At 38.1% G+C, this 19939-nt stretch carries 21 protein-coding genes and 1 tRNA gene; 6 read left to right on the top strand and 16 right to left on the bottom strand.

The features are described 5' to 3' along the window. Positions 1-11: 11 nt before the first annotated feature. From G6053_RS09775 to G6053_RS09740, 8 genes are all read right to left on the bottom strand, one after another. Complete coding sequence (locus G6053_RS09775; protein WP_108632275.1) at positions 12-788, bottom strand: MBL fold metallo-hydrolase; 777 nt, start codon at positions 786-788, stop codon at positions 12-14. Continuing rightward, complete coding sequence (locus G6053_RS09770) at positions 785-1057, bottom strand: hypothetical protein (RefSeq protein ID WP_104382585.1); 273 nt, start codon at positions 1055-1057, stop codon at positions 785-787. The genes G6053_RS09775 and G6053_RS09770 overlap by 4 nt, the downstream gene beginning before the upstream one ends. A gap of 155 nt (positions 1058-1212) precedes the next feature. After that, on the bottom strand, positions 1213-2340 hold the full coding sequence (locus tag G6053_RS09765) for a glycosyltransferase (protein ID WP_165306320.1): 1128 nt from the start codon (positions 2338-2340) through the stop codon (positions 1213-1215). Positions 2341-2345: 5 nt separating this feature from the next. Beyond that, entirely contained in the window at positions 2346-3296 is a 951-nt protein-coding gene (locus tag G6053_RS09760) for a glycosyltransferase family 2 protein (protein ID WP_108632277.1), read from the bottom strand. Between the two features lie 99 nt (positions 3297-3395). Next, positions 3396-3998 (bottom strand): DUF4199 domain-containing protein, encoded by a 603-nt coding sequence (locus G6053_RS09755; protein ID WP_165306319.1) that lies wholly within the window; start codon positions 3996-3998, stop codon positions 3396-3398. Between the two features lie 2 nt (positions 3999-4000). After that, positions 4001-4675 (bottom strand): hypothetical protein, encoded by a 675-nt coding sequence (locus tag G6053_RS09750; protein WP_108632279.1) that lies wholly within the window; start codon positions 4673-4675, stop codon positions 4001-4003. Between the two features lie 3 nt (positions 4676-4678). After that, positions 4679-5947, bottom strand: a complete 1269-nt coding sequence (locus G6053_RS09745) for a dihydroorotase (protein WP_108632280.1) — start codon at positions 5945-5947, stop codon at positions 4679-4681. Between the two features lie 215 nt (positions 5948-6162). Next, positions 6163-6732 (bottom strand): UbiX family flavin prenyltransferase, encoded by a 570-nt coding sequence (locus G6053_RS09740; protein ID WP_108632281.1) that lies wholly within the window; start codon positions 6730-6732, stop codon positions 6163-6165. Positions 6733-7061: 329 nt separating this feature from the next. Between G6053_RS09740 and G6053_RS09735 the strand changes: the two genes are divergently transcribed. Continuing rightward, complete coding sequence (locus G6053_RS09735; RefSeq protein WP_241254970.1) at positions 7062-7730, top strand: ankyrin repeat domain-containing protein; 669 nt, start codon at positions 7062-7064, stop codon at positions 7728-7730. Here G6053_RS09735 and G6053_RS09730 read toward each other — a convergent pair. Together G6053_RS09730 and ribD are read right to left on the bottom strand one after the other, a co-directional pair. Then, positions 7727-9004, bottom strand: coding sequence for a DUF2851 family protein (locus tag G6053_RS09730; RefSeq protein ID WP_165306318.1), 1278 nt, complete (start codon positions 9002-9004; stop codon positions 7727-7729). The two genes, G6053_RS09735 and G6053_RS09730, sit on opposite strands and share 4 nt — an antisense overlap. A 76-nt stretch (positions 9005-9080) precedes the next feature. Beyond that, positions 9081-10124 carry a bifunctional diaminohydroxyphosphoribosylaminopyrimidine deaminase/5-amino-6-(5-phosphoribosylamino)uracil reductase RibD gene (ribD, locus tag G6053_RS09725; RefSeq protein WP_165306317.1) on the bottom strand — a complete coding sequence of 348 codons (1044 nt, stop codon included), beginning with the start codon at positions 10122-10124 and terminating at the stop codon, positions 9081-9083. A 33-nt stretch (positions 10125-10157) separates the two neighbouring features. Between ribD and prmC the strand changes: the two genes are divergently transcribed. Together prmC and G6053_RS09715 are read left to right on the top strand one after the other, a co-directional pair. Then, positions 10158-11018 (top strand): peptide chain release factor N(5)-glutamine methyltransferase, encoded by an 861-nt coding sequence (gene prmC, locus G6053_RS09720; RefSeq protein ID WP_165306316.1) that lies wholly within the window; start codon positions 10158-10160, stop codon positions 11016-11018. Between the two features lie 117 nt (positions 11019-11135). Continuing rightward, positions 11136-11208, top strand: a tRNA-Lys gene (locus G6053_RS09715). A gap of 637 nt (positions 11209-11845) precedes the next feature. Here G6053_RS09715 and G6053_RS09710 read toward each other — a convergent pair. The 5 genes from G6053_RS09710 to G6053_RS09690 form a co-directional block, all read right to left on the bottom strand. Then, positions 11846-12043 carry a hypothetical protein gene (locus G6053_RS09710; RefSeq protein ID WP_165306315.1) on the bottom strand — a complete coding sequence of 66 codons (198 nt, stop codon included), beginning with the start codon at positions 12041-12043 and terminating at the stop codon, positions 11846-11848. A 26-nt stretch (positions 12044-12069) separates the two neighbouring features. Further along, positions 12070-12591 (bottom strand): hypothetical protein, encoded by a 522-nt coding sequence (locus tag G6053_RS09705; RefSeq protein ID WP_165306314.1) that lies wholly within the window; start codon positions 12589-12591, stop codon positions 12070-12072. After that, a complete protein-coding gene (locus G6053_RS09700; protein WP_165306313.1) occupies positions 12588-12965 on the bottom strand; it encodes a hypothetical protein in 378 nt (125 codons plus the stop codon). Before G6053_RS09700 ends, G6053_RS09705 begins: the two co-directional genes overlap by 4 nt. A 54-nt stretch (positions 12966-13019) precedes the next feature. Further along, positions 13020-13577: a hypothetical protein gene (locus G6053_RS09695; protein ID WP_165306312.1), complete on the bottom strand. Its 558-nt coding sequence runs from the start codon at positions 13575-13577 to the stop codon at positions 13020-13022. Between the two features lie 227 nt (positions 13578-13804). Beyond that, positions 13805-14560 (bottom strand): hypothetical protein, encoded by a 756-nt coding sequence (locus G6053_RS09690; protein WP_165306311.1) that lies wholly within the window; start codon positions 14558-14560, stop codon positions 13805-13807. A gap of 243 nt (positions 14561-14803) precedes the next feature. On the opposite strand from G6053_RS09690, the gene G6053_RS09685 reads away from it, so the two are divergent. Further along, complete coding sequence (locus G6053_RS09685; protein WP_165306310.1) at positions 14804-15241, top strand: hypothetical protein; 438 nt, start codon at positions 14804-14806, stop codon at positions 15239-15241. Positions 15242-15963: 722 nt separating this feature from the next. Here the strand turns inward: G6053_RS09685 and G6053_RS09680 are convergent. Beyond that, complete coding sequence (locus G6053_RS09680; protein WP_165306309.1) at positions 15964-16995, bottom strand: hypothetical protein; 1032 nt, start codon at positions 16993-16995, stop codon at positions 15964-15966. 905 nt (positions 16996-17900) lie between these two features. Here G6053_RS09680 and G6053_RS09675 point away from each other — a divergent pair. Next, positions 17901-18200 carry a hypothetical protein gene (locus tag G6053_RS09675; protein ID WP_165306308.1) on the top strand — a complete coding sequence of 100 codons (300 nt, stop codon included), beginning with the start codon at positions 17901-17903 and terminating at the stop codon, positions 18198-18200. A gap of 630 nt (positions 18201-18830) precedes the next feature. Further along, on the top strand, positions 18831-19874 hold the full coding sequence (locus tag G6053_RS09670; RefSeq protein ID WP_165306307.1) for a LacI family DNA-binding transcriptional regulator: 1044 nt from the start codon (positions 18831-18833) through the stop codon (positions 19872-19874). Positions 19875-19939: the final 65 nt, after the last annotated feature.

The raw sequence follows: 19939 nt of genomic DNA, 5'->3' as shown, positions 1-19939 counted from the left end.
AAAGTTTTATATTAAATGGATTCGTCAAGATTGATCTGCAATCGATCGTAAGCGAGGTAAATATTGGGCGGTAGTTCTTCGGACACCTCCGCATGTAACCCCATCCGATGCCCAATATGTGTAAAATAGGTCTTATCAGCATTAATATCCTCTGCAAATGTTATCGCCTCCTGCAGGGTTAGATGGGAAATATGGGATTCTTTTTGCAGTGCATTGACGACCAAAATTTTTACACCTTTCAGTAACTTCCTGGATTCTTCGGAGATAAATTTCGCATCGGTAATGTAGGCAAAATCATCTATCCTAAATCCAAGCACAGGCATTTTATAATGCAATACCTCGAGCGGCATAATCTCTTTTCCAAATAGAAATAATGGCTCCCCTGCTTTTATTTCTTCTAAATCCAATCGCGGAGCTCCGGGATATTTAATTTCTGTAAAGGCGTAGTAAAATTCACGTTTTAAGGCTTCATGAAGTGCCGCTGTCCCATAAATAGCAATGGAAGAATGCTGCTGATAATTAAACGCCCGTACATCATCCAACCCGGCTATATGATCTTTGTGCGGATGTGTCATCAATACGGCATCCAGATGCAGTACTTTTTCACGCAACATCTGATAGCGAAAATCAGGACCGGTATCGACCACAAGCGTATGATCATTATATTCAATAAGAATAGAAGAACGTAATCGCTTATCATGTTTGTCCTGAGATTGACAGACCTGACATTGGCACGCAATAACGGGTACCCCTTGTGATGTTCCGGTTCCTAAAAATGTTATTCTCAAACTATTGTCTTTGATTTCAATACCTCTTCATAAATCGGGAAAAGTTTTTCAGAAATAACCTCTGAATCAATTTCCACTTCCAATAAAATATTCCATAAGGACTGGATTTTTATCTCCAGATTGGAAAACTTATTCACGACTACAACCTTTGTTGCCTGCAACATGCAGGCCCCGGTGCGGAATGAACCTTTTTCATACCTTACTTTAAAGCCCTGTTCTTTAAAAAACTCCTCTATCTTTGTTAAACTACTCTGTGTAAACGGCAACAAAATCTCTCCTTCTTTTTAGTTTTTTTCTCAGTATTCCAAACTTAGATAAATTTGCCTTTATATACAAATAAATTCACTTACACACATTTTTCAGGTGTTTAAAATGCGATTTCAAAAACAGCAATAGCACGGGATATTTTCGTTATTTCCGGGTATCAATCGACTAGTTTAAGAAGCTCATTTCCAAAGGTGTCCCAGCTATATTTTTTCTTTTCGTCTAGAATGTTTGTGCGGAATTGAGCTTCCTTATCGTGACGATAGAAAGATACGATTCCATTAACGATACTGCCCACATTGGGTTCAACGACATAACCTACGCTGCCGTCTTGTACCAGTTCGGGCAAACCGCCTACATTGCTCACGATCATGGGTAAATCAAAGTGATAAGCAACCTGCGTAATTCCACTTTGTGTTGCAGTTCGATAAGGCAACACAACACAATCAGCAGCCGAGAAATACCGGCCAACCTCCTGATTGGGAATAAAATCAGTATGCATGTAAATCACATCCTCCAAATGATATTTTTGGATAAGTGCCATATAAGGTGTTGGGTCTCCGTAAAACTCCCCGGCCAATAGCAATTTGATATTTAGTTCCCGAACCCGGGCGTCCGCTAAGGCTTCCAGTAATAGATCCAGGCCCTTATATTGTCGAATAAACCCAAAAAATAGAATAACACGATCCTCCTGTTGAATATTGAGCAACTTGCGGGACTCAGCTTTACTCATGTGAAGACCATAATTATCATATAAAGGATGAGGTGTATAAACAGCTGGCATCTGTGGACTAAACATCTTTAAGTCAGCGAGTACACTTTTGCTCATGGTGACACAGGCATCCACAGATTTCAAAAAATAGCGGATCAGAAATTTATCTCCAAAACGCTGTTCATGCGGAATAATGTTATCCGCAATACAGACGATCTTGGTGTATTTATTTTTTCGCACCTGTCGTTGAATTGTACCTAAGCAGGGACCAAAAAACGGCATCCAAAAACGGACGATAAGTAGATCATATCGAGCCTGCCGGAGTTCCCTTCCTATCCTAAACCAGTTCAAAGGGTTGATCGAATTAACTTTCGTTTTAATATTCAGATCGGGTGGCGCCGGTTCATCGGAGAATTGGGATTTGCCCGGAAACAGAAAGTTGGGATATTGTAAAGTGAATGAGTAAATATCCACCTCATGCCCCAATTCTTGAAAGTGGGATGCCAGTCGTTCGTTAAAAGAAGCGATCCCTCCTCCCCTTAAAGGGTATGCGGACCCCAGAATCACAATGCGCATAGGAATTAAATGACTTTTTCGATTTGATACTCATTCCGGTCCGAACTACTTCTCGAAACCAGCTCGGCCAAAAATCCTGTCAAAAACAATTGGGTACCTAAAATGATCGCCGTCAGCGCAAAGAAAAATAATGGCTGATCGGTTATATCCCTAAAGGGTGTACCACTAGCTATACTCATCAATTTGTGGCAAATCAAATAGATTGAAATAAATAAACCTGCGAGGAAACTTATAACCCCCATAACGCCAAAAAAATGCATCGGCCGTTTGGCAAATTTTCCGACAAAGAATATCGACAGCAAGTCTAAAAAACCTTTAACAAAGCGTCCCGGTCCAAATTTTGTTGTACCGTATTTACGTGGATAATGTTGAACAATTTGTTCCTGAATATTCGTAAATCCTGCCCATTTTGCAATAACGGGAATATAGCGGTGCATTTCGCCGTAAACTTCGATATTCTTAACTACTTCTTTCTTATAAGCTTTGAGACCGCAGTTGAAATCATGTAGATTATGAATACCTGACATTGATCTGGTCACCCCATTGAATAGTTTGGTCGGAATTGTCTTTGTCAATGGATCATACCGCTTTTGTTTCCAACCCGAGACCAGATCGGCTCCCTTATTCATAATTCGGTCGTATAACTCCGGAATTTCATCGGGGCTATCCTGCAAGTCCGCATCCATGGTGATGACCACATCGCCCTGGGCTGCTGCAAATCCAACATTTAAAGCAGCGGATTTACCATAGTTACGTCTGAATTTAATGGCTGAAATATTGCCATTTTGTACTTTCAATTCTTCAATGATCTTCCAGGAATTATCCTTGCTCCCATCATCGACCAAAATAATTTCGTAAGAGAAGTGATTAGCCGTCATAACCCGGTCAATCCAGGCCGTCAATTCGGGCAAAGATTCTTCTTCATTAAATAATGGAACAACAACAGAAATATCCATGTGAATGTTAATCATGCTAAAAATGTACTATTTTAATACAAACAAAGGTATTACTTTTCTCAGCAATACCTTATGCACTATATTTTATTTTATAAAAATCTACTTGACAGGCTGAGCGAATACTGGTTTTTCTCTTTTTGAAAGCGCAGACAATAGCAATGCAAAAACAAATTGAAACAACAATGTAATGGCCAAGCCTTTAAAGATCTGACCCAAGGTTATTTTTCCGATCTCATCCACCTGCTTTTCCAATTCGGCAATTTTCGAATCAATGATTTCATCGGGAACATTATTTTTTTCCATATACTCAATGGTTACATTAATGGTGTGCGTCACAACCTGTTCCTGCAGCGTAGGATTGACAAAATTAACATAAACCTGTGTTCCGATTGTTGAAATAATAGTCGAAATAGCCAACATCATAAAAATGGATTTGAGTGCAATGGAAAAACTCCAATAACCTCCATTGGCTTTTCTAAGAGAAAAGGAAAACAATGCAGATATAATAACAAATATACCCGTATTGACGATAAATGACATAGACATAACTCCCCAGAAGGAAGTCAGATCCTTAACAACGAACAAGACGATCAGTCCAAGAACAAAAGAAATCACGCCCAGAACGACGCCATAGATAATACTCTTTTTCTTGTCAATTACCGCGTCAAATCCGGCATTGCTGGGGTTAATTGAATCTGTCATAATTATTTATTATAATAAGTGCTAAGAACCTTATAAAGAGCCAAATCAAATGCTTTATTGTTCGATACCGCAGCGTATTCTTCAAATTGTTGATCATTTGGTTTTAACTCACTAAAGAAACTCATTATGGGATAGAACAGTTCATATACCTCACTTCGAGGATTAACTCCCTTAGCGACTTTGGCTATTTCGGCATACGGGCTATCCACTAGAATCTGATTTGCAATGATATCCTCATAGATTTCATGTTCATCCTGAAACTCATCTTCATCAACCAATAAAAACTCTTTTAAGAAATCATCCAGTTCGGGTTCAATCTCGTCATCTTTACATTCACCTAAATATAGAAAAATATTCAATAATTCAGTTCCACGATCTATGGTCTCGTCTTCAATAGCTTCCCATTCTTCAGAATCCAGGTAGTCATCTTCCAGCTTGAGCACATCATTAGAAAAGAAATTCATCAATAGTAAGTCAACATAGACTTCACGAAGTTCATCAAACAAAGGATAATCGTCAAAAGACTGATCCAAAAGTTCCAATTTCTCCAGATAGGTAGCTTCAGTATTGAATACTTGAATGATTTTCGTCAGAAATTCTGGGGCCGTTTCAATCCCGTCAACTTTTCCATAATTTAAAATACCTGCTTCAACAGCAGCTTTTATGTTTGCTTCCATGGTTTAATCGTTTTTAATGATTTGATTATTATTGATGACCAATTCGACAGCCCCTTTTAATGTCTGTCCGAATAATGGGGAATTTTTTGATTTGGATTTATTTGTCTTTTCATCGAAATTCCAGGATTTCGCAGGGTCAAACAACACAAGGTTAGCCATAGCCCCTGCTTTAATTTGCGGGACAGCTAGGCCAAGAATTTGTCTTGGTCTAACAGCTAGGCTGTGTACAATTTGCTCCTCGTTTAATCCGGCACGAATTAACAAAGGTAATACAGTTTGCAATCCTATAATACCATTTTTTGCAATATGAAATTCCACATTTTTAAATTCTATTTCCTGTGGAGTATGCTGTGAAACCACTGCGTCTATGACACCATCCTTTAAACCTTTTATCAGCGCTTTCGCATCAGCTTTGGTTCGCAATGGCGGGCTCACTTTATAGTTACTGTCAAAACCAATGATATCCTCATCTGTAAATACCAATTGATGTGCTGCCACGTCACAAGTAACCCGAAGGCCTTTAGCTTTCGCTTTTTTAATTAGATCTACGGCTTCGGGCGTACTGATCGACGCAAAGTGAATCGGCGCTTCCGTATATTCCGCGAGATATAGATCACGGGAGACCATCAAAGATTCTGCAAGATTAGGAATTCCTTTCATTCCCAAATAAGTGCTCATTGCCCCCTCATTCATTTTATTGCCACCCGCCATGGACTCATCTTCGGCATGCGAAAAAATCAGTCCTTCAAATCCTTTTGCATACAACAAAGCTCTACTCATCAGTCCAGCTTGTTGCACGCCCCTATTTCCATCACTGAAAGCAACAGCACCATTCTGTTTCATATCATAGAGTTCGGCCATTTCCTTACCTTCACGCTTCTTACTAATTGCGCCAATGGGATGTATATCGACAATATTTCCCTTTGCGGCATTGACCACGAGTGCCACTTCGGACCGGCTTTGGATAGCAGGCTCGGTATTGGGCATTACGGCCACGGCAGTGAAACCGCCGGCAGCGGCAGCAGCCGTTCCCGTCCGGATATCTTCTTTGGTCTCTAAACCCGGTTCCCCAAAATTGGCATGTAAATCGAAAAATCCAGGCGATAAAATCTTACCTGTTCCATCGATGGTCTCTACGTTTTTATCAGCTACTTTGATGGTATTTCCAATCTGTGCAATCTTCCCCTTTTCGATAAGTACATCAACAGTCTGCTGATGGTATTCGTTACCCGGTAAAATTACTTTAACAGAAGTAATCAATAAGCTTTTCATATATGAATGTGATTGAAATTAATAGGATACAAATTGTCTGTTGAAGCATGTAGCGTGTTCTCTAGCAACAAACAAAAAACGAATTTATCACTATAAATTGTATAGCCATAAACAGATTTTTCGCGTGATGCTTTTGATTGCTTCATTTCGAGAAACAAAGTTACAAAATACAATTTTATTATAGAACACTAAAAATAGATTTCAGTGAACATTCATTAGGAATTTTCTCCCCATTGATAATGCTTAAAATCGAATCCGGCTAAACTCAAAATCCGATCGACCACAGTCTCAGCCAACTCCTCCAAAGTTTTTGGTAAGCTATAGAAAGACGGAGAAGCCGGACAAATGATTCCACCTGCTTCCGTAACCAGTTTCATATTCTGAATATGAATAATACTTAATGGTGTCTCACGTGTAACTAAAATAAGCTTCCTTCGTTCCTTTAACATAACGTCCGCCGCACGGGTAGTAAGATCTGAAGAAATCCCATAGGCTATCCTGGACAAGGTTCCCATAGAACAGGGGCAGACAATCATGGTATCAAAACGCGCCGAACCCGATGCAAAAGGGGCAAAAAAGTCATTTTTATCGTAGAATTTGAAAGGTACGTCCTGGTAACTCTCATCCCCCAATTCAGCCCGCCATACATCCTTCGCATTATTTGACATCACAATACCCACCTCAGTTAGCTGAGATTTTAGTGAATTCAATTTTTCCAGCAGTAACTTCGCATATATAGAGCCACTCGCTCCCGTAATAGCAACAACAATCTTTCTTTTGGACATTTCTTTTAAATATAAAAACAAAGCTATAAAAAAAGGGTCGAAGTGAGAAACACCCGACCCTACATCTACCTATGAAAAACATGCCCTTGGGAGGGGCTTAACAAAAGTACATCTACTTTTTAATTTTCAAAAATATTATATGAATTACTACACATTTGTGTATATAAATTTTAACAAAATACCTTTTTTAGCCCTTATCCCATCCAAATTATTGTCCCGATTTATATCCCTTGCAATTTTTTAGGATTTTATGACAGCCTGATTTCGCAAATAAATTCGCTACTCAAACAGTTATTTTCATTAATAAAACCTATTTTAGTAGGAGAGTTATGCAATTAGATTTGAAAATGAACCTTTCTGTTTTAGAACAATATATTGAAGAAGGCAAAAGTCACGACATCGACCTGCTATTGATTGGAAACCCTGAATTATTACAAGAGACGACCAGTCATGGAATTTCACCGTTGTTATTGGCATGTTACTACAATAAACCGCAAATTATCCGGATACTTCTTCAACATACCAAAACAATGACCATCCACGAGGCCTGTGCAGCGGGATTAACAGCATACGTGGAGGCGATTATCCAACAGGCTCCATCGGTTGTCAATGAGTGGTCTTCCCATGGTTTTACACCTTTGTTACTGGCAACCTATTTCAACAGAGTTGACATTGTTCGTCTATTGTTGTCCAAAAAGGTAAATCCTAATATAGCCAGCAGAAACGAACAACTCTGCTCCCCCCTACATATTGCAGCTTCAAATAATAATGAGGAAATCGGTAAAATGCTCATTGAAGCCGATGCCGATGTCAATGCGATTCAGGCTACAGGTGAGACTGCATTACATTTTGCGGCCCAACACGGGAATATTGACTTCATTGTTGTCTTGCTCGAATTTGGTGCCGATACAAAAATCTTCAATCTCGCAGGATTCAGTCCAGCGGACTTCGCTTTGGAAAAAGGATATAAGGAAATCGCCGAAATACTCGCGAATTAACCACTTCGCAAAATTTCGGCACCAATCCGACAATGAAGGCACTGTCTCTTATCGCAGTACATGTTCTTCAATTGCAATATCGCCTGACTTTGGGCTGCGTTTTCGGCATGCCAGTCAAATTCTCCAAACCGTTTTATGATCGCATTTTTCTCAACAGGAAGCATTTCCAAAAAATCAATAGCCTTGTCAATATACCGCTCTATCCCATAATATTTGCCATAAGCAAAAAGAAATAGCACCACAACATTAACAATGAGAATATCAATGGTATCTTTCCCTATTCTTCCAGAATGCGCCATACGCCCCTTACCTTTAGGCAAAACACGAGATTTCCAGTACTCGCTTAACTGTTCAATACGAAATAATGAACGTGCATCCTCTAAATTTTCCAGATCCAAAATCATTGAAAAACTTAATGACTTATCTGTAAATAAGGCTACCAACTGCGCTATCCGAAGTTCAGGAAAATTATAAGGTCGCATTCGCAGCTTTTTCCACACACCGCTCATGACCTCAATGCCATGAGCAAGCTGTTGATAAACAAATTCATTATAGAGCAACTTAACATGTTCATCCTCCTCTTTACCGGACAAGAAACCAGCTGCTCCAAAAAAAATTGCTTCGATCTTCAAGGTATCCGAACGATATTTTTTCAATAACGATATAGGAAGTTTTTCTCCGAGTTCATGAAATGCCTCTGCATTCACTTTCAGTCCCATACACCTACACATCCAGATCCAAAATACTTTTTCCCAATCATTGTCATTATCAGCCAATAGACTAAAGATCGTCTGGACTTTCATCTCCAGGCGCTCATAAGATAATGCACCCAACCACATTGTCTTCTTTAGTACATCAACTGAACTTAGCTGCGACTGACAAGGAATCCAGTTTGTCGTATTCATCATTGTCGAATACTGATCGAGCAAATGCTGATTTACGTACGCCGAAAGCAACATCGTTGGGATAACAGTCCCATCATTGCGGTATATGACTTTATCATTTACCCAGACAACATGAAGTATAACATTATTATAAGCTGCATCATCCCGATGATGATGCCGATCCCAATCCGATGAACGAATATGGAGCTCAATATTTCCATACCATTCTTTGTCTCCGAGTAAGATATGAGACATTAAAAAATCAGGTCCTGCATTCAGGTTATGCTGACCAAAGTTCATCAAAATCAACGGCTCTCCGTCCGTGGACCGCAATCCTATTGTATTGAATAGCCGTAGTTTCCAGATAAACTGCATTAAGTTTTCTGTCATCACCATAATTGTATACTAAGAAATTAAGCTAACCGGCTATGATTTATAATTTCTTAAATATACAATTTTATCTGCACTATTTCACATAAACCATCAGCAAATCACTGGAAATCATCCGTTTTTCCAAAATCCGTCCATTCAACTTTGGGGCGGAAACACCACGATGCAATTCCTTCTCCGATTGAAACACACGCGCTTCATCCCAAAGACCAGCGTCAATAAATGTTTGTAAAGTCTTCGCTCCCCCTTCAATGATAATGGACTGTACATCCATCAGGTACAATTGATAAAGGATACTTTGTGGTAAATACAGTCCATAATTTTCAAGTTCAATATGTTTAATATGTCCTTGCCAATCTGTTTTTTTTGCATTAAACACAATGGTATCGGCTTTTTCATCAAAAATCTTAGCTTCAGGAGAAATGACCAGATCCCGATCTATCAACACACGGATTGGATTTTTACCTTTCCAATGCCGAACAGTCAAACTAGGATTATCCAGTTGAGCAGTATGGGTTCCGACTAAAATTGCATCCTCTTCTGCGCGCCAACGATGAGTCAGTTGCTGGCTAGCGGCGTTACTGATCCACACCTGCTTATCCTGCTGACCTATCAATCCATCTTTAGATTGTGCCCATTTTAAAATAACATACGGTCGGTGCTGGCCGATTCGTGTAAAAAAACGGCGGTTGAGCCAGATTGCTTCCTTCTCCAAAAGCCCAATTTCAACCTCAATACCTGCCGCTCTCAGTATTTCAACACCTTTACCATTGACCTTTGCATAGGGATCCAGACAAGCGACAAAAACCTTCGATGGTTTTAAATCGGCGATCATATTGGCGCAGGGAGGTGTTTTACCATAGTGTGCACAAGGCTCAAGACTGACATAAAATGTACTTTCAGCCAGTAATTTCTTTGCTGTATCACCATACCGCTCCAGCACTTGGCTTACAGCATTAACTTCAGCATGAGGACCTCCGTAAGGAGAAGTATACCCCTCTCCTATAATTTTGTCATCATGAACGATAACTGCCCCCACCATGGGGTTTGGACTTACAGACCCTGCTCCTAGCTGAGCAAGATCCAAGCAGCGTTGCATATATTGCCTGTGCATATTCATAATGCAAATCTATGAAAATCGTACCTTTGAAACATGAGAATACTTCAAGATTTCGAATTATCGTTTCAGCATGAATTAAAGTCCATATATGACAGTGACGAAATAAAATCCATATTTCTACTTGTGATCGAAGAATTATTGGGTATAAAAAGAATAGCATATCCTTTTAAAAAGGATGTTATTGTTTCTGAAAACGAGGCTGCTCATTTCCAGAGGATTCTTCATGATCTCAAAAAAAACAAACCGATCCAATATATTTTAAATAAAGCAGATTTTTACGGTGAGTTTTTCGAGGTGAATGAATCGGTTCTGATCCCGAGACAGGAGACGGAGGAACTCGTTGATCTGATAATAAAAACACATGCGACCTCATCGCATCTAAAGGTGATTGATATCGGCACTGGTTCAGGTTGCATTCCCATTATTTTATCAAAATACTTAAATCAGGCGCAGGTAACTACGGTAGATATCTCTAAAGAAGCGATCCATACCGCCAGAAAAAATGCGCAAAGCTTGGGAGAACCCGTTCATTTCATCAATGCTGATATTTTAGAATGGGATTACGTCTTTTCAGATCAGCAATACGATATTATCGTTTCGAACCCGCCTTATATCACACCAAATGAAAAACAGCAAATGCAGCAAAATGTATTGGCCTATGAACCAGAACTCGCTTTATTTATTGAGGAGAGTGCACCACTGATCTTTTATGATGTCATTTCATCCTTTGCCTTAAAACATTTGGCACCAAACGGAGACCTTTATTTTGAAATTAATCAATATTTGGGACCTGAAACCAAGGATCTCATCGAGAAAAAGGGCTTCCGGCAAGTCCAGCTCATCAAAGACATCAACGGTGCCAACCGGATAATCCATGCAAAGAAAAGCATCTAGAAAAAATAATCTTTTTATTTACTAGACAGTTAACGTCGGTTAACCAAATTTTAGACCCATTTATTTGGAGCATATCAAAAGAAATTCTACCTTTGCATCACTTTCAAAAACGGAAAGGATTCCGTAGCTCAGCTGGTAGAGCAATACACTTTTAATGTATGGGTCCTGGGTTCGAATCCCAGCGGGATCACAGAGGAAAAGCTAATCGTAAGATTGGCTTTTTTTGTTTAAGGGAATTAGGATTCGAAAGAAGGGTCGGTCGGGTTCGATCCGCCGGAGGCTCAGGGATCTGCACGGGAACTGTGGGGCTGAGCCAATCCCAGCGGGATCACAGAGGAAAAGCTAATCGCAAGATTGGCTTTTCTTGTTTAAGGGGATTAGGATTCGAAAGAAGGGTCGGCCGGGTTCGATCCGTCGGAGGCTCAGGGATGTGCACGGGAACTGTGGGGCTGAGCCAATCCCAGCGGGATCACAGAGGAAAAGCTAATCGCAAGATTGGCTTTTCTTGTTTAAGGGGATTAGGATTCGAAAGAAGGGTCGGCCGGGTTCGATCCGTCGGAGGCTCAGGGATCTGGTGCAAACATACAATACGCAATAATAGGCTCTATAACCTACACATGTATTAAAAACAACTAAAATATATGGAACGCATTCACAACTATTGCCAATAGCTAGAGACCTGAATAGTTACAACTTAACTAGGTTGGATAAAAAAATCCAGCATTATTCTTTGCAAGGTTGTCGTTTGTGGTATCGTCACCAATAATATTATTTCAATTGTCCAACAACAAAAAAAGAGAAAATATGGACTTTTTAATATCGGGCTTTTATATTTTATCTTTTCCCAGAGCATTAAACTGATTGAAACCATAAATGGTAATAAAACGGCAGCAGGTAAGCCAAATCCTGGCTTCAGGTGGTTGAGCAGCCGGGACATGCCTGGATTTAGTATCACCAATGTCGCTGCGATCAGCAACGCAAGCCTGGCTTCCGTTGCTGTCAAAATATCGCTCAAGTTTAATCATAGTCTGATAGGTTAGTGGGATTAGGGTCAATTATCAAAAAGATAGTATGTGCTCATGTTTATATTGGATTCAATTTCGGCAATACACACTCTTATTCTGGTAATAACCGAATCCTTGGTCAATGACAATTCATACCGCAAGTCTTGATACTGAAAAATGATCCTATCTATTTGATCTTGGTTATAAAGAGAATAATAAATTCGAAGGTTTTGAAAAGGAATTAAATGCGCTTGAATATCAGTAGGATTTTTAATAAGTGATTGAACAGGAACTTCTTTAGCCAAATAACCAGTATTTATCGGATAGTTAACGACATCTAAATCAATATATGATATTTGCGGTGGCACTTTAGTTGTCTGGGCAATAAAACCAATCATAATGCCTTTGTCCTCGATTTCAACAGGGAATTCATCAATTTCATCATAATCAGACAAAAAATCTTCAATTTTGATTTCAAATATTTTTTCGAAATATTTTTTAAAATCTTTGCTTCTTATATCCTCTTGAAACAGATTTGAGGCTATCTTATTGCTTTCGATCGTGCTCATAATAAATTGTTTGCTCTAAGTGTGTCATAAAAATCCCCATCACTTTCCATTTGATCTATAATTTTTTTGCTCAATTCTTTTGGAGTCAACTTAGGAGATGCTTGTCCAAATACCGGGTGAATAGTGTAATCCGTTTCCACATTACTTTCCTTCATCCATTTTAGAAAAACCACAGTATCGACCTTACACAATCTTATTGGCGTTTCACAAGTATTTAAGTAGGCTTCCATATAATATTCATCTTGCCACAATAGCCGGATATTACTACCATCATTTCCAATAATTACCTGAAAAGTTTCTTCAGAAGTAATGGTGCTAAGAAAATTCTTCTCTCTTTTTAAATAGTCTGAGTTTTGAATATTTTGCTTTTTCATTTCAATACATATGCTTAATTATTGATGAACCTTGCATATTCCTATATTATAGGTTTATGCTTCTAGGTCAGGAAATTCAACCATTTTGTATCGATCTTCATAAATCGAAATATTTGGTTGAACCTTTGATTGTAATTGCATTAACAATTCGGATTGAAAAGCAACCTCCTCTTCTAATATTTGATTCCAATACCTGGGTTCCTCTGAGAAATTTTCGTAATGGTCCAGCGTGTCTATAATACCAAGAAAAAGCGCAACTAGGCTTTCCTTATTTTTGTTGTCAGCCACAGCATTATCAAAAGCATCCAATATGAAAATTGGTATCTGCTCCAGTTCTTCATAGTCATCCGCATATTCGTCTACTTCAGTAGTGCTTTTTTCCATAATTTCCTGATAGCTGGTTGTAGATTCTTTAATAATATCGTCTATCAGCTTTTCTTTGTCAATAGGAGATTTTATATACTGTTCGATCACCAATTGCCATCGAGGTAACTTAAAATAGAAAACCAGCGCCATTAGCTTTAATTGCTTCACTTGTTCAACGGATAGATTTTTAAAACCTTTGTGTAAGTTTTCTGTGTGATTTTTAATATGTTTTACGATGTCTATCATTTTTGATTTTTTTAAGACTAATTGATTAATAGTTTCTAGCAGGGAAGCCACCAGTGCATAAAGGCTACTTTCTCATTATTAAAAAACAGTTTGATATGCCCGTCAGAAATCCCTTCATGATCCTCTCTTAATTGGATTACCCAGAGCCCCCCCCTTGTCCATACCCAGTCTTCCGCTAACAGCGGTCGGGAACAATCGTTTGATATTATCCATCGCGGTATTGGCATCTATCCGAACACCTTTATAGGTGATGAAATCTCGTTCAGAAACCAAAACTCATCAACAGCCACGCTGTCCTTATTGGTTTCAAAACGTGAGCCACTTTTGTATAAATATGCATCATCAGGGGCTTCGGTGCCAAAGATGGTAACACAGGGGACTTCATTTTTCAGTAATTGTATGCTGTCGGGCTTGCCAAATACTTTTTCAAACTCTGTCATTGTAAAAAACCGTTTCAGTTTTCCATTAAACCTGATGTCATGTGTTAGCATCACATCTCTTTGTTCATAACTTGTACCAGGCTTAGCGACAGCAGCCTCCGGACTGCATAATTTGAATAGATCATGCCCCGCGAGAATGGTTTTATCGTAATTTAAGACCAGCGGCTCATCAGGGTCATTGGTAATGTCCACAAGCCTTCCTGTTTGCCTGTAAAACTCTAGCCACCCTACTGCACTTTCTACCAGCCGCTCTTCAGCAGGTGTTTCAGAGATATTATTCACAACATAAAGTTTAATTGTTGCTTTATCGGGTGTCGTATACGCAATCCGGGCTTTTACGAGGTCGTTGCCAAAATTATTCAATGAAATAGCATTGCTGGACGCTACAAGATCAGATACCAGTTGCACACATGACAAATCCTTATCTTCTGTTACAAGATCTTTTTTAACGGAATCGCCCATAGTTGTTGATCGGGGTTCTTTATTAGAAGGTCCCCCGCAGGAAAAAAATAAAATGACAATTAAAGCAACTATTCGTAACATATAATACTATTGAAGTTAAACTTAATGAGTGGCGAATAAATAGTTTTGCGCTATCCAGGATTATAATTAATCTAATATAAGGATTTACCAAATAAAAGACCAATTTCTCGTAACTGTTGATAACTTTCTTAAACCGTTGTTTCTTCTATGTTTAAACAACAACTCTTGACAAAAATCTAAACAAATATTTTTCTATATTTATATGATCGAGTTGGTAGCGCCAACTTCTTAATATCATAAAGCATGAAAGAATTAAGATTATTATTTTTTATCCTTTTTATTGGATTGGGAATTTCCCATGCCCAAACAAACAAAAATTACGTTATAGACCTACCCTCAGTCAATCAAGGTACAACCTTTGAGAACGTTTTACATCTTCTGCTTTCGAGCGATTATTTTGTCCTTTCGGCGGATAAAGATTCTGGGCTTATACAGTGTAAAATAGTCAAGGATAACAGCAAGGTATTTACAAAGTTAGAAGTAGATATTCTCGAATACAATCTATTGATCCGGGACAACCAAGATAAAGGTACTCGGATTTATATACAAGCCAACCTTAAACAAAAAATCCGTAATGTAGAAGCGAAAAAGTACGGGGTGTACATTGATGATAATGGTGTAACTAAAGAGGCAAAACACTACGCATCCCTAATAGAATTCCTTAAGTCCCATCTGATTTAGCATCTCTTTGGCACATGGACTCCAACCACAATAGCCAAGATGCTAATCCTGGTCATTGATCGTGACAAATGCTGTTGTTATTAGCTTGATACGATGAAAAGGCGAAGGAGAAAGCCCAGAATGACACCTAGAAATTCATCGTAATCAGCCAAAAGCGAGAATGGCGCAGGGAAAATTTCCCAACTGGCTATGAGAAACGAAGCAGTCTGTTGGAAAAAATCGGACGTTGTGGCGGACAGGCGCAGCGAGACAAGCCTCTACGGCCGATATGCATTAGTCTGTTCTCAGCTAAGAGCAAAGCTTTCACATCCTGATCCGATCAATTTATCAAACTAAGATCTGTAAGGCCCAAATGGGCTGTGGAGCAGGTCTAAATTTATAGAACTAAGAGCCTTTTCCTAAATATAGGTCAGGCTCCTAGTTAAAGATAGATTCCCGAAATCCCGACAATTTTTTTTCATGTACCAATTGGAGATTTACGTAGATAGTCAACACCAAATACTGCACCATTTAGTATACTACCTAAGGGACAACCAGTTAATGTTTACTATCCAATATTAACAGTACGATTCTGAACATCTTGTGTTCAAAAACGAACATTTATAGGATTGCTGTTTCGACAGCCTTAGTTAAGCCAGATTCTTTTCCTCCGATTAAGGTCATATTTTTTTTGCTTGAAAATCGATGTAGCGATCCATTGTTTTTAGAATTTCCATAATTTTCTAGTAATTGGTCAACCACCCTCTAATTGTATTATTTATTTCTCGCTTTTCTATATCTAAAATAGAGGTAACTGTAAAGTAAAAATCCTCATCCTTAGTTCCTCCATTTAAAATTTTATGGAGAGCCTGCTTAGGATCTTTTTCTAAAAGTTTTTCCACCAATAAACATGAAATGTCATATTTATAACTAGTTCCATTACCAATTCGGTCTTCTAATTCCAAAATATTAGAAAGATTGATCTGTGGGTTGTTGTTAAGATAGTTTGCAATTACTTTTCTTTTGCCTATTTTTTCCGCTTGAATAGAAAAATCAAGATACTCTGCTAGTCCTTCGTCAAAGAAGCTATGTAGGGTGCTGTAATATTTGTGGGTATAAAGATGGACTATCTCATGGGGAAAGATTTCTGAATTATTGCCACAATATACTATATTTCTATTTGGATCAGTCCGGCCGAATATTTGATAAGTATCGTACATATCTCTGTTATATAAAAATCCCATAGAGTGAAACGTCTCTTGAGAATTTTTGAAAATATAATAGTTGATTTTAGGGGACTCCGTTGCGAAAAATTTCGCTAGAGAATCACAGTACTCGCTCATTATTTTAGCTTTACCCAGATTGAAGGAGTATGAAGGAGTATAATGGTATACAATATTGCCAACCTCTTTCCTAGACCAATCTTCGGTGTATTCTGATAAAAAGTTATACACTTTAAAAGCCTTTCCTTTTTTCTTTATTATAATATCATAAATACAGTTAAGGCTTGAGTTCTTTGACCTTCCAAATCCAGAGAGATTATAAAATGCTGTCTTTACAGAATATTTATTTGAATCCAATTTTTGGATATTTAATATTTCAGCATTTATTGGCTCGGCCTCTTGTTGTTTTATATGATAGTATAACTCTATACCACCTATGGGGTCAATTTCCGTATCCCATACAGATGAGTCGATATTAAATTTGTCGTTTTTTATCAGGGAATCGAGATAAGGCCGCCATAATTCCAATATTTCTTTCGTTTCATTGCTCAATTCTGAGTATGAAAAGTTCTCGCTCAAGAAAACGCGGGGAGGCTGCTGTTCGGTATTATTCGTACAAGAATATAAGAGAATATTAAAAATAATAAATGATAAAAATTTGAAAGGCGACATGCGACGACTTAATTGAAAAAGATAAATATAAAAGAAAAAACACCAGATTAAGATAGTTTAACAGACATCATTCTGAACTGTATTTGTGCTGAATTCGTTTGTCTTGAGGATGTAACATAGGACCTGAAACGACGCGACATCCTGCCATTGTTCCATCTTAATTGAATCGAGGTTTTGCAATTCATTCACTTGAGTGGACACCGCTTTCAGGTTTTTAAGCTTAATCTTTTCATAATAACTTTATTTATCTATTGAATTAATATTCCAAAATGAGCAAAAAATATATTACAACACAACTATACGCAATAGATTTGTTACACTTTTTTTGTATAATTTTTAATGCTAAATACCATCATCATAATCTGCATGTAAATAAAAAAATGTATATCTAAATACCGCATTGCAGTTAAAATGTATTAAAAAAGGTGCGTTATTCGGGATTCCGATGACATACCCCCCTCAAAATATTGTTAAACAATGATTTTCGCATGGTTCGATCCGTCGGAGGCCCAGGGATGTGCACAGAAACTGTGAGGCTGAGCCAATCCAAGCGGTACCACAGAAAAAAGCTAATCGCAAGATTGGCTTTTCTTTTTTAAACGGTCTCAAATCTACAAAATGAGATTTATAAACCCCGGGGTATAATCGGCCAACTTTTCGGCAGAACAGAACTTTTTATTGCCGATTTTGACACCCAACAGCCAAAATCAGAAGGAAATATGGGCCTACACCCCATTAATGGGACATTTTAATGGTAAGCAAACACTTACCGTTGCTGAGGAGAGATGAACAAAACGTTCTCAGCATTTGAGCAATCGTTCTCAACATTTGATCAATCGTTCTCAGCATTCGAGCAATCGTTCTCAGCATTTGATCAATCGTTCTCAGCATTCGAGCAATCGTTCTCAGCATTTGATCAATCGTTCTCAGCATTCGAGCAATGGTTCTCAACATTTGATCAATCGTTCTCAGCATTTGATCAATCGTTCTCAGCATTTGATCAATCGTTCTCAGCATTTGATCAATCGTTCTCAGCATTCGAGCAATCGTTCTCAGCGTTTGATCAATCGTTTTCGTCATCTTGACCAATCGTTCTCAGCATTTGACCAATCGCTCTCAGCATTTGATCAATTGTTCTCAACATTTGATCAATCGTTCTCAGTATTTGACCTATCGTCCTTGGCATTTGACCGATCGTCCTTGGCATTCGACCAAATATCCTCAAGGAAACACCATCGTTGATATAATTTATACAAATGATTAACGTATATCCGTTGCTTTTGATCTCAAAAGAATGAATGGAGAATTCGAATACGTAACCGATAAACTAGATACGGATAGCGATAATATAGCTCGATTTGACACAGAAGTTGCGTTTAATTTTCCTTTTGAACTTTTAAGAGATTGACATTAAATTACCATAGTCTATCGCAGTTTGAAATGGATATGAAAAACCCCTCCTTTACATCATTGTCAGTCTTCGGTATTTCCTCTCCCGATTTATCAAATTCTTCAAATAAGCCCTTTTCAGGGAATTATTATTGGTTTTTACGATCTCCATTTGAAAACCTTTTTTTTATCTTATCTTTATAATTTAATAATTCATCATCTGAATACAATTAGACCTGCTAAGCAGCATGCATAAAAACAATTCGATCTCTATTCCGTAGTGAATGGAGCGGGAACGATTATAAGAAACGGAGAGGAAAGAGAACATGAAAAGAGTCACCTTAAAAGAGATTGGAAAGCAATTAAACCTTTCACCGGGCACCATTTCCAAGGCGCTTAACGATAGTCATGAAATCAGTGCGGAAACAAAAAGAATGATTCTAGCTTACACCAAAAAGATTAACTATATACCAAACTTTTCTGCCAAAAGCCTGAAAACAGGACGTTCAAATACCTTGGCTATTATTGTCCCTTTTATTTCTAGCTCATTCTTCTTTGATTTTTATGAAGAAATCTCACTTATCTTATCACAAACAAATTACCAATTAATTTTATTACAGACCTTCAACGACGAGAAAAAGGAAAAAGAAGCATTGGAACTCTGTGTGCAGAATAATATTGATGGTATCATTATTTCTCCTGTAAAAAATGATTCCAGCCTATCGTTGTTAATGTACATCATGGACCAAATATGTCCGATCATTATATTTGACCGAATAAATCACCAACTTGATACCTTTAAGATCGGTATACAGAATAACAAAGTGATTTATCAGGCCACGGCGGAAATGATAAAAAACGGTCGCAAAAACATTATTCTGTTACTCTGTAAAGATATCGGAGGAAATGCCACTAGAATTAAAGGCTATAAAGATGCCCTTTTTAACAGCTCTATTCCCTACAACGAAGATAATATTGTTGAAATATCCTATTCAAGCCCTAAAGATGATATTGATGCGGAACTCGAACGAAAAATAAGCGCTTTATTAAGCAGCCCAGTCCCTCCAGACGCACTTCTATCTACCACCGACACGCTATCATTAAAGGTCTTACATATTTTAAATAAACTTAAGGTAAAGATTCCTGAAAACATGAATTTAATCGGATTCAGCAACACGCCCTTTGCGAATAGCCTGAACCCGTCTTTGACAACGATTACTCAGCCCACACGCCTCATGGCTGATAAATCAGTGGAACTGTTACTGGAAATGCTAAAAAAAAGAAACAAAAAAAATTATTTTGAGTTTGAGACTTATTTTTTGGACTGCCAAATAGAACACCGAAAATCAACTTCTGCATCCCGGGAATAAATAACAAGATTTTTACATCAATTGCATAAAACAGTCTTGTAACAAACACTTTATCTTATTATAAT

It is taken from the genome of Sphingobacterium sp. DR205 (genome assembly GCF_011064245.1).
GTDB lineage: Bacteria > Bacteroidota > Bacteroidia > Sphingobacteriales > Sphingobacteriaceae > Sphingobacterium > Sphingobacterium athyrii.
The sequence above is the reverse complement of the archived record's forward strand: the minus strand, read 5'-3'. Positions and strand labels throughout refer to the sequence as shown.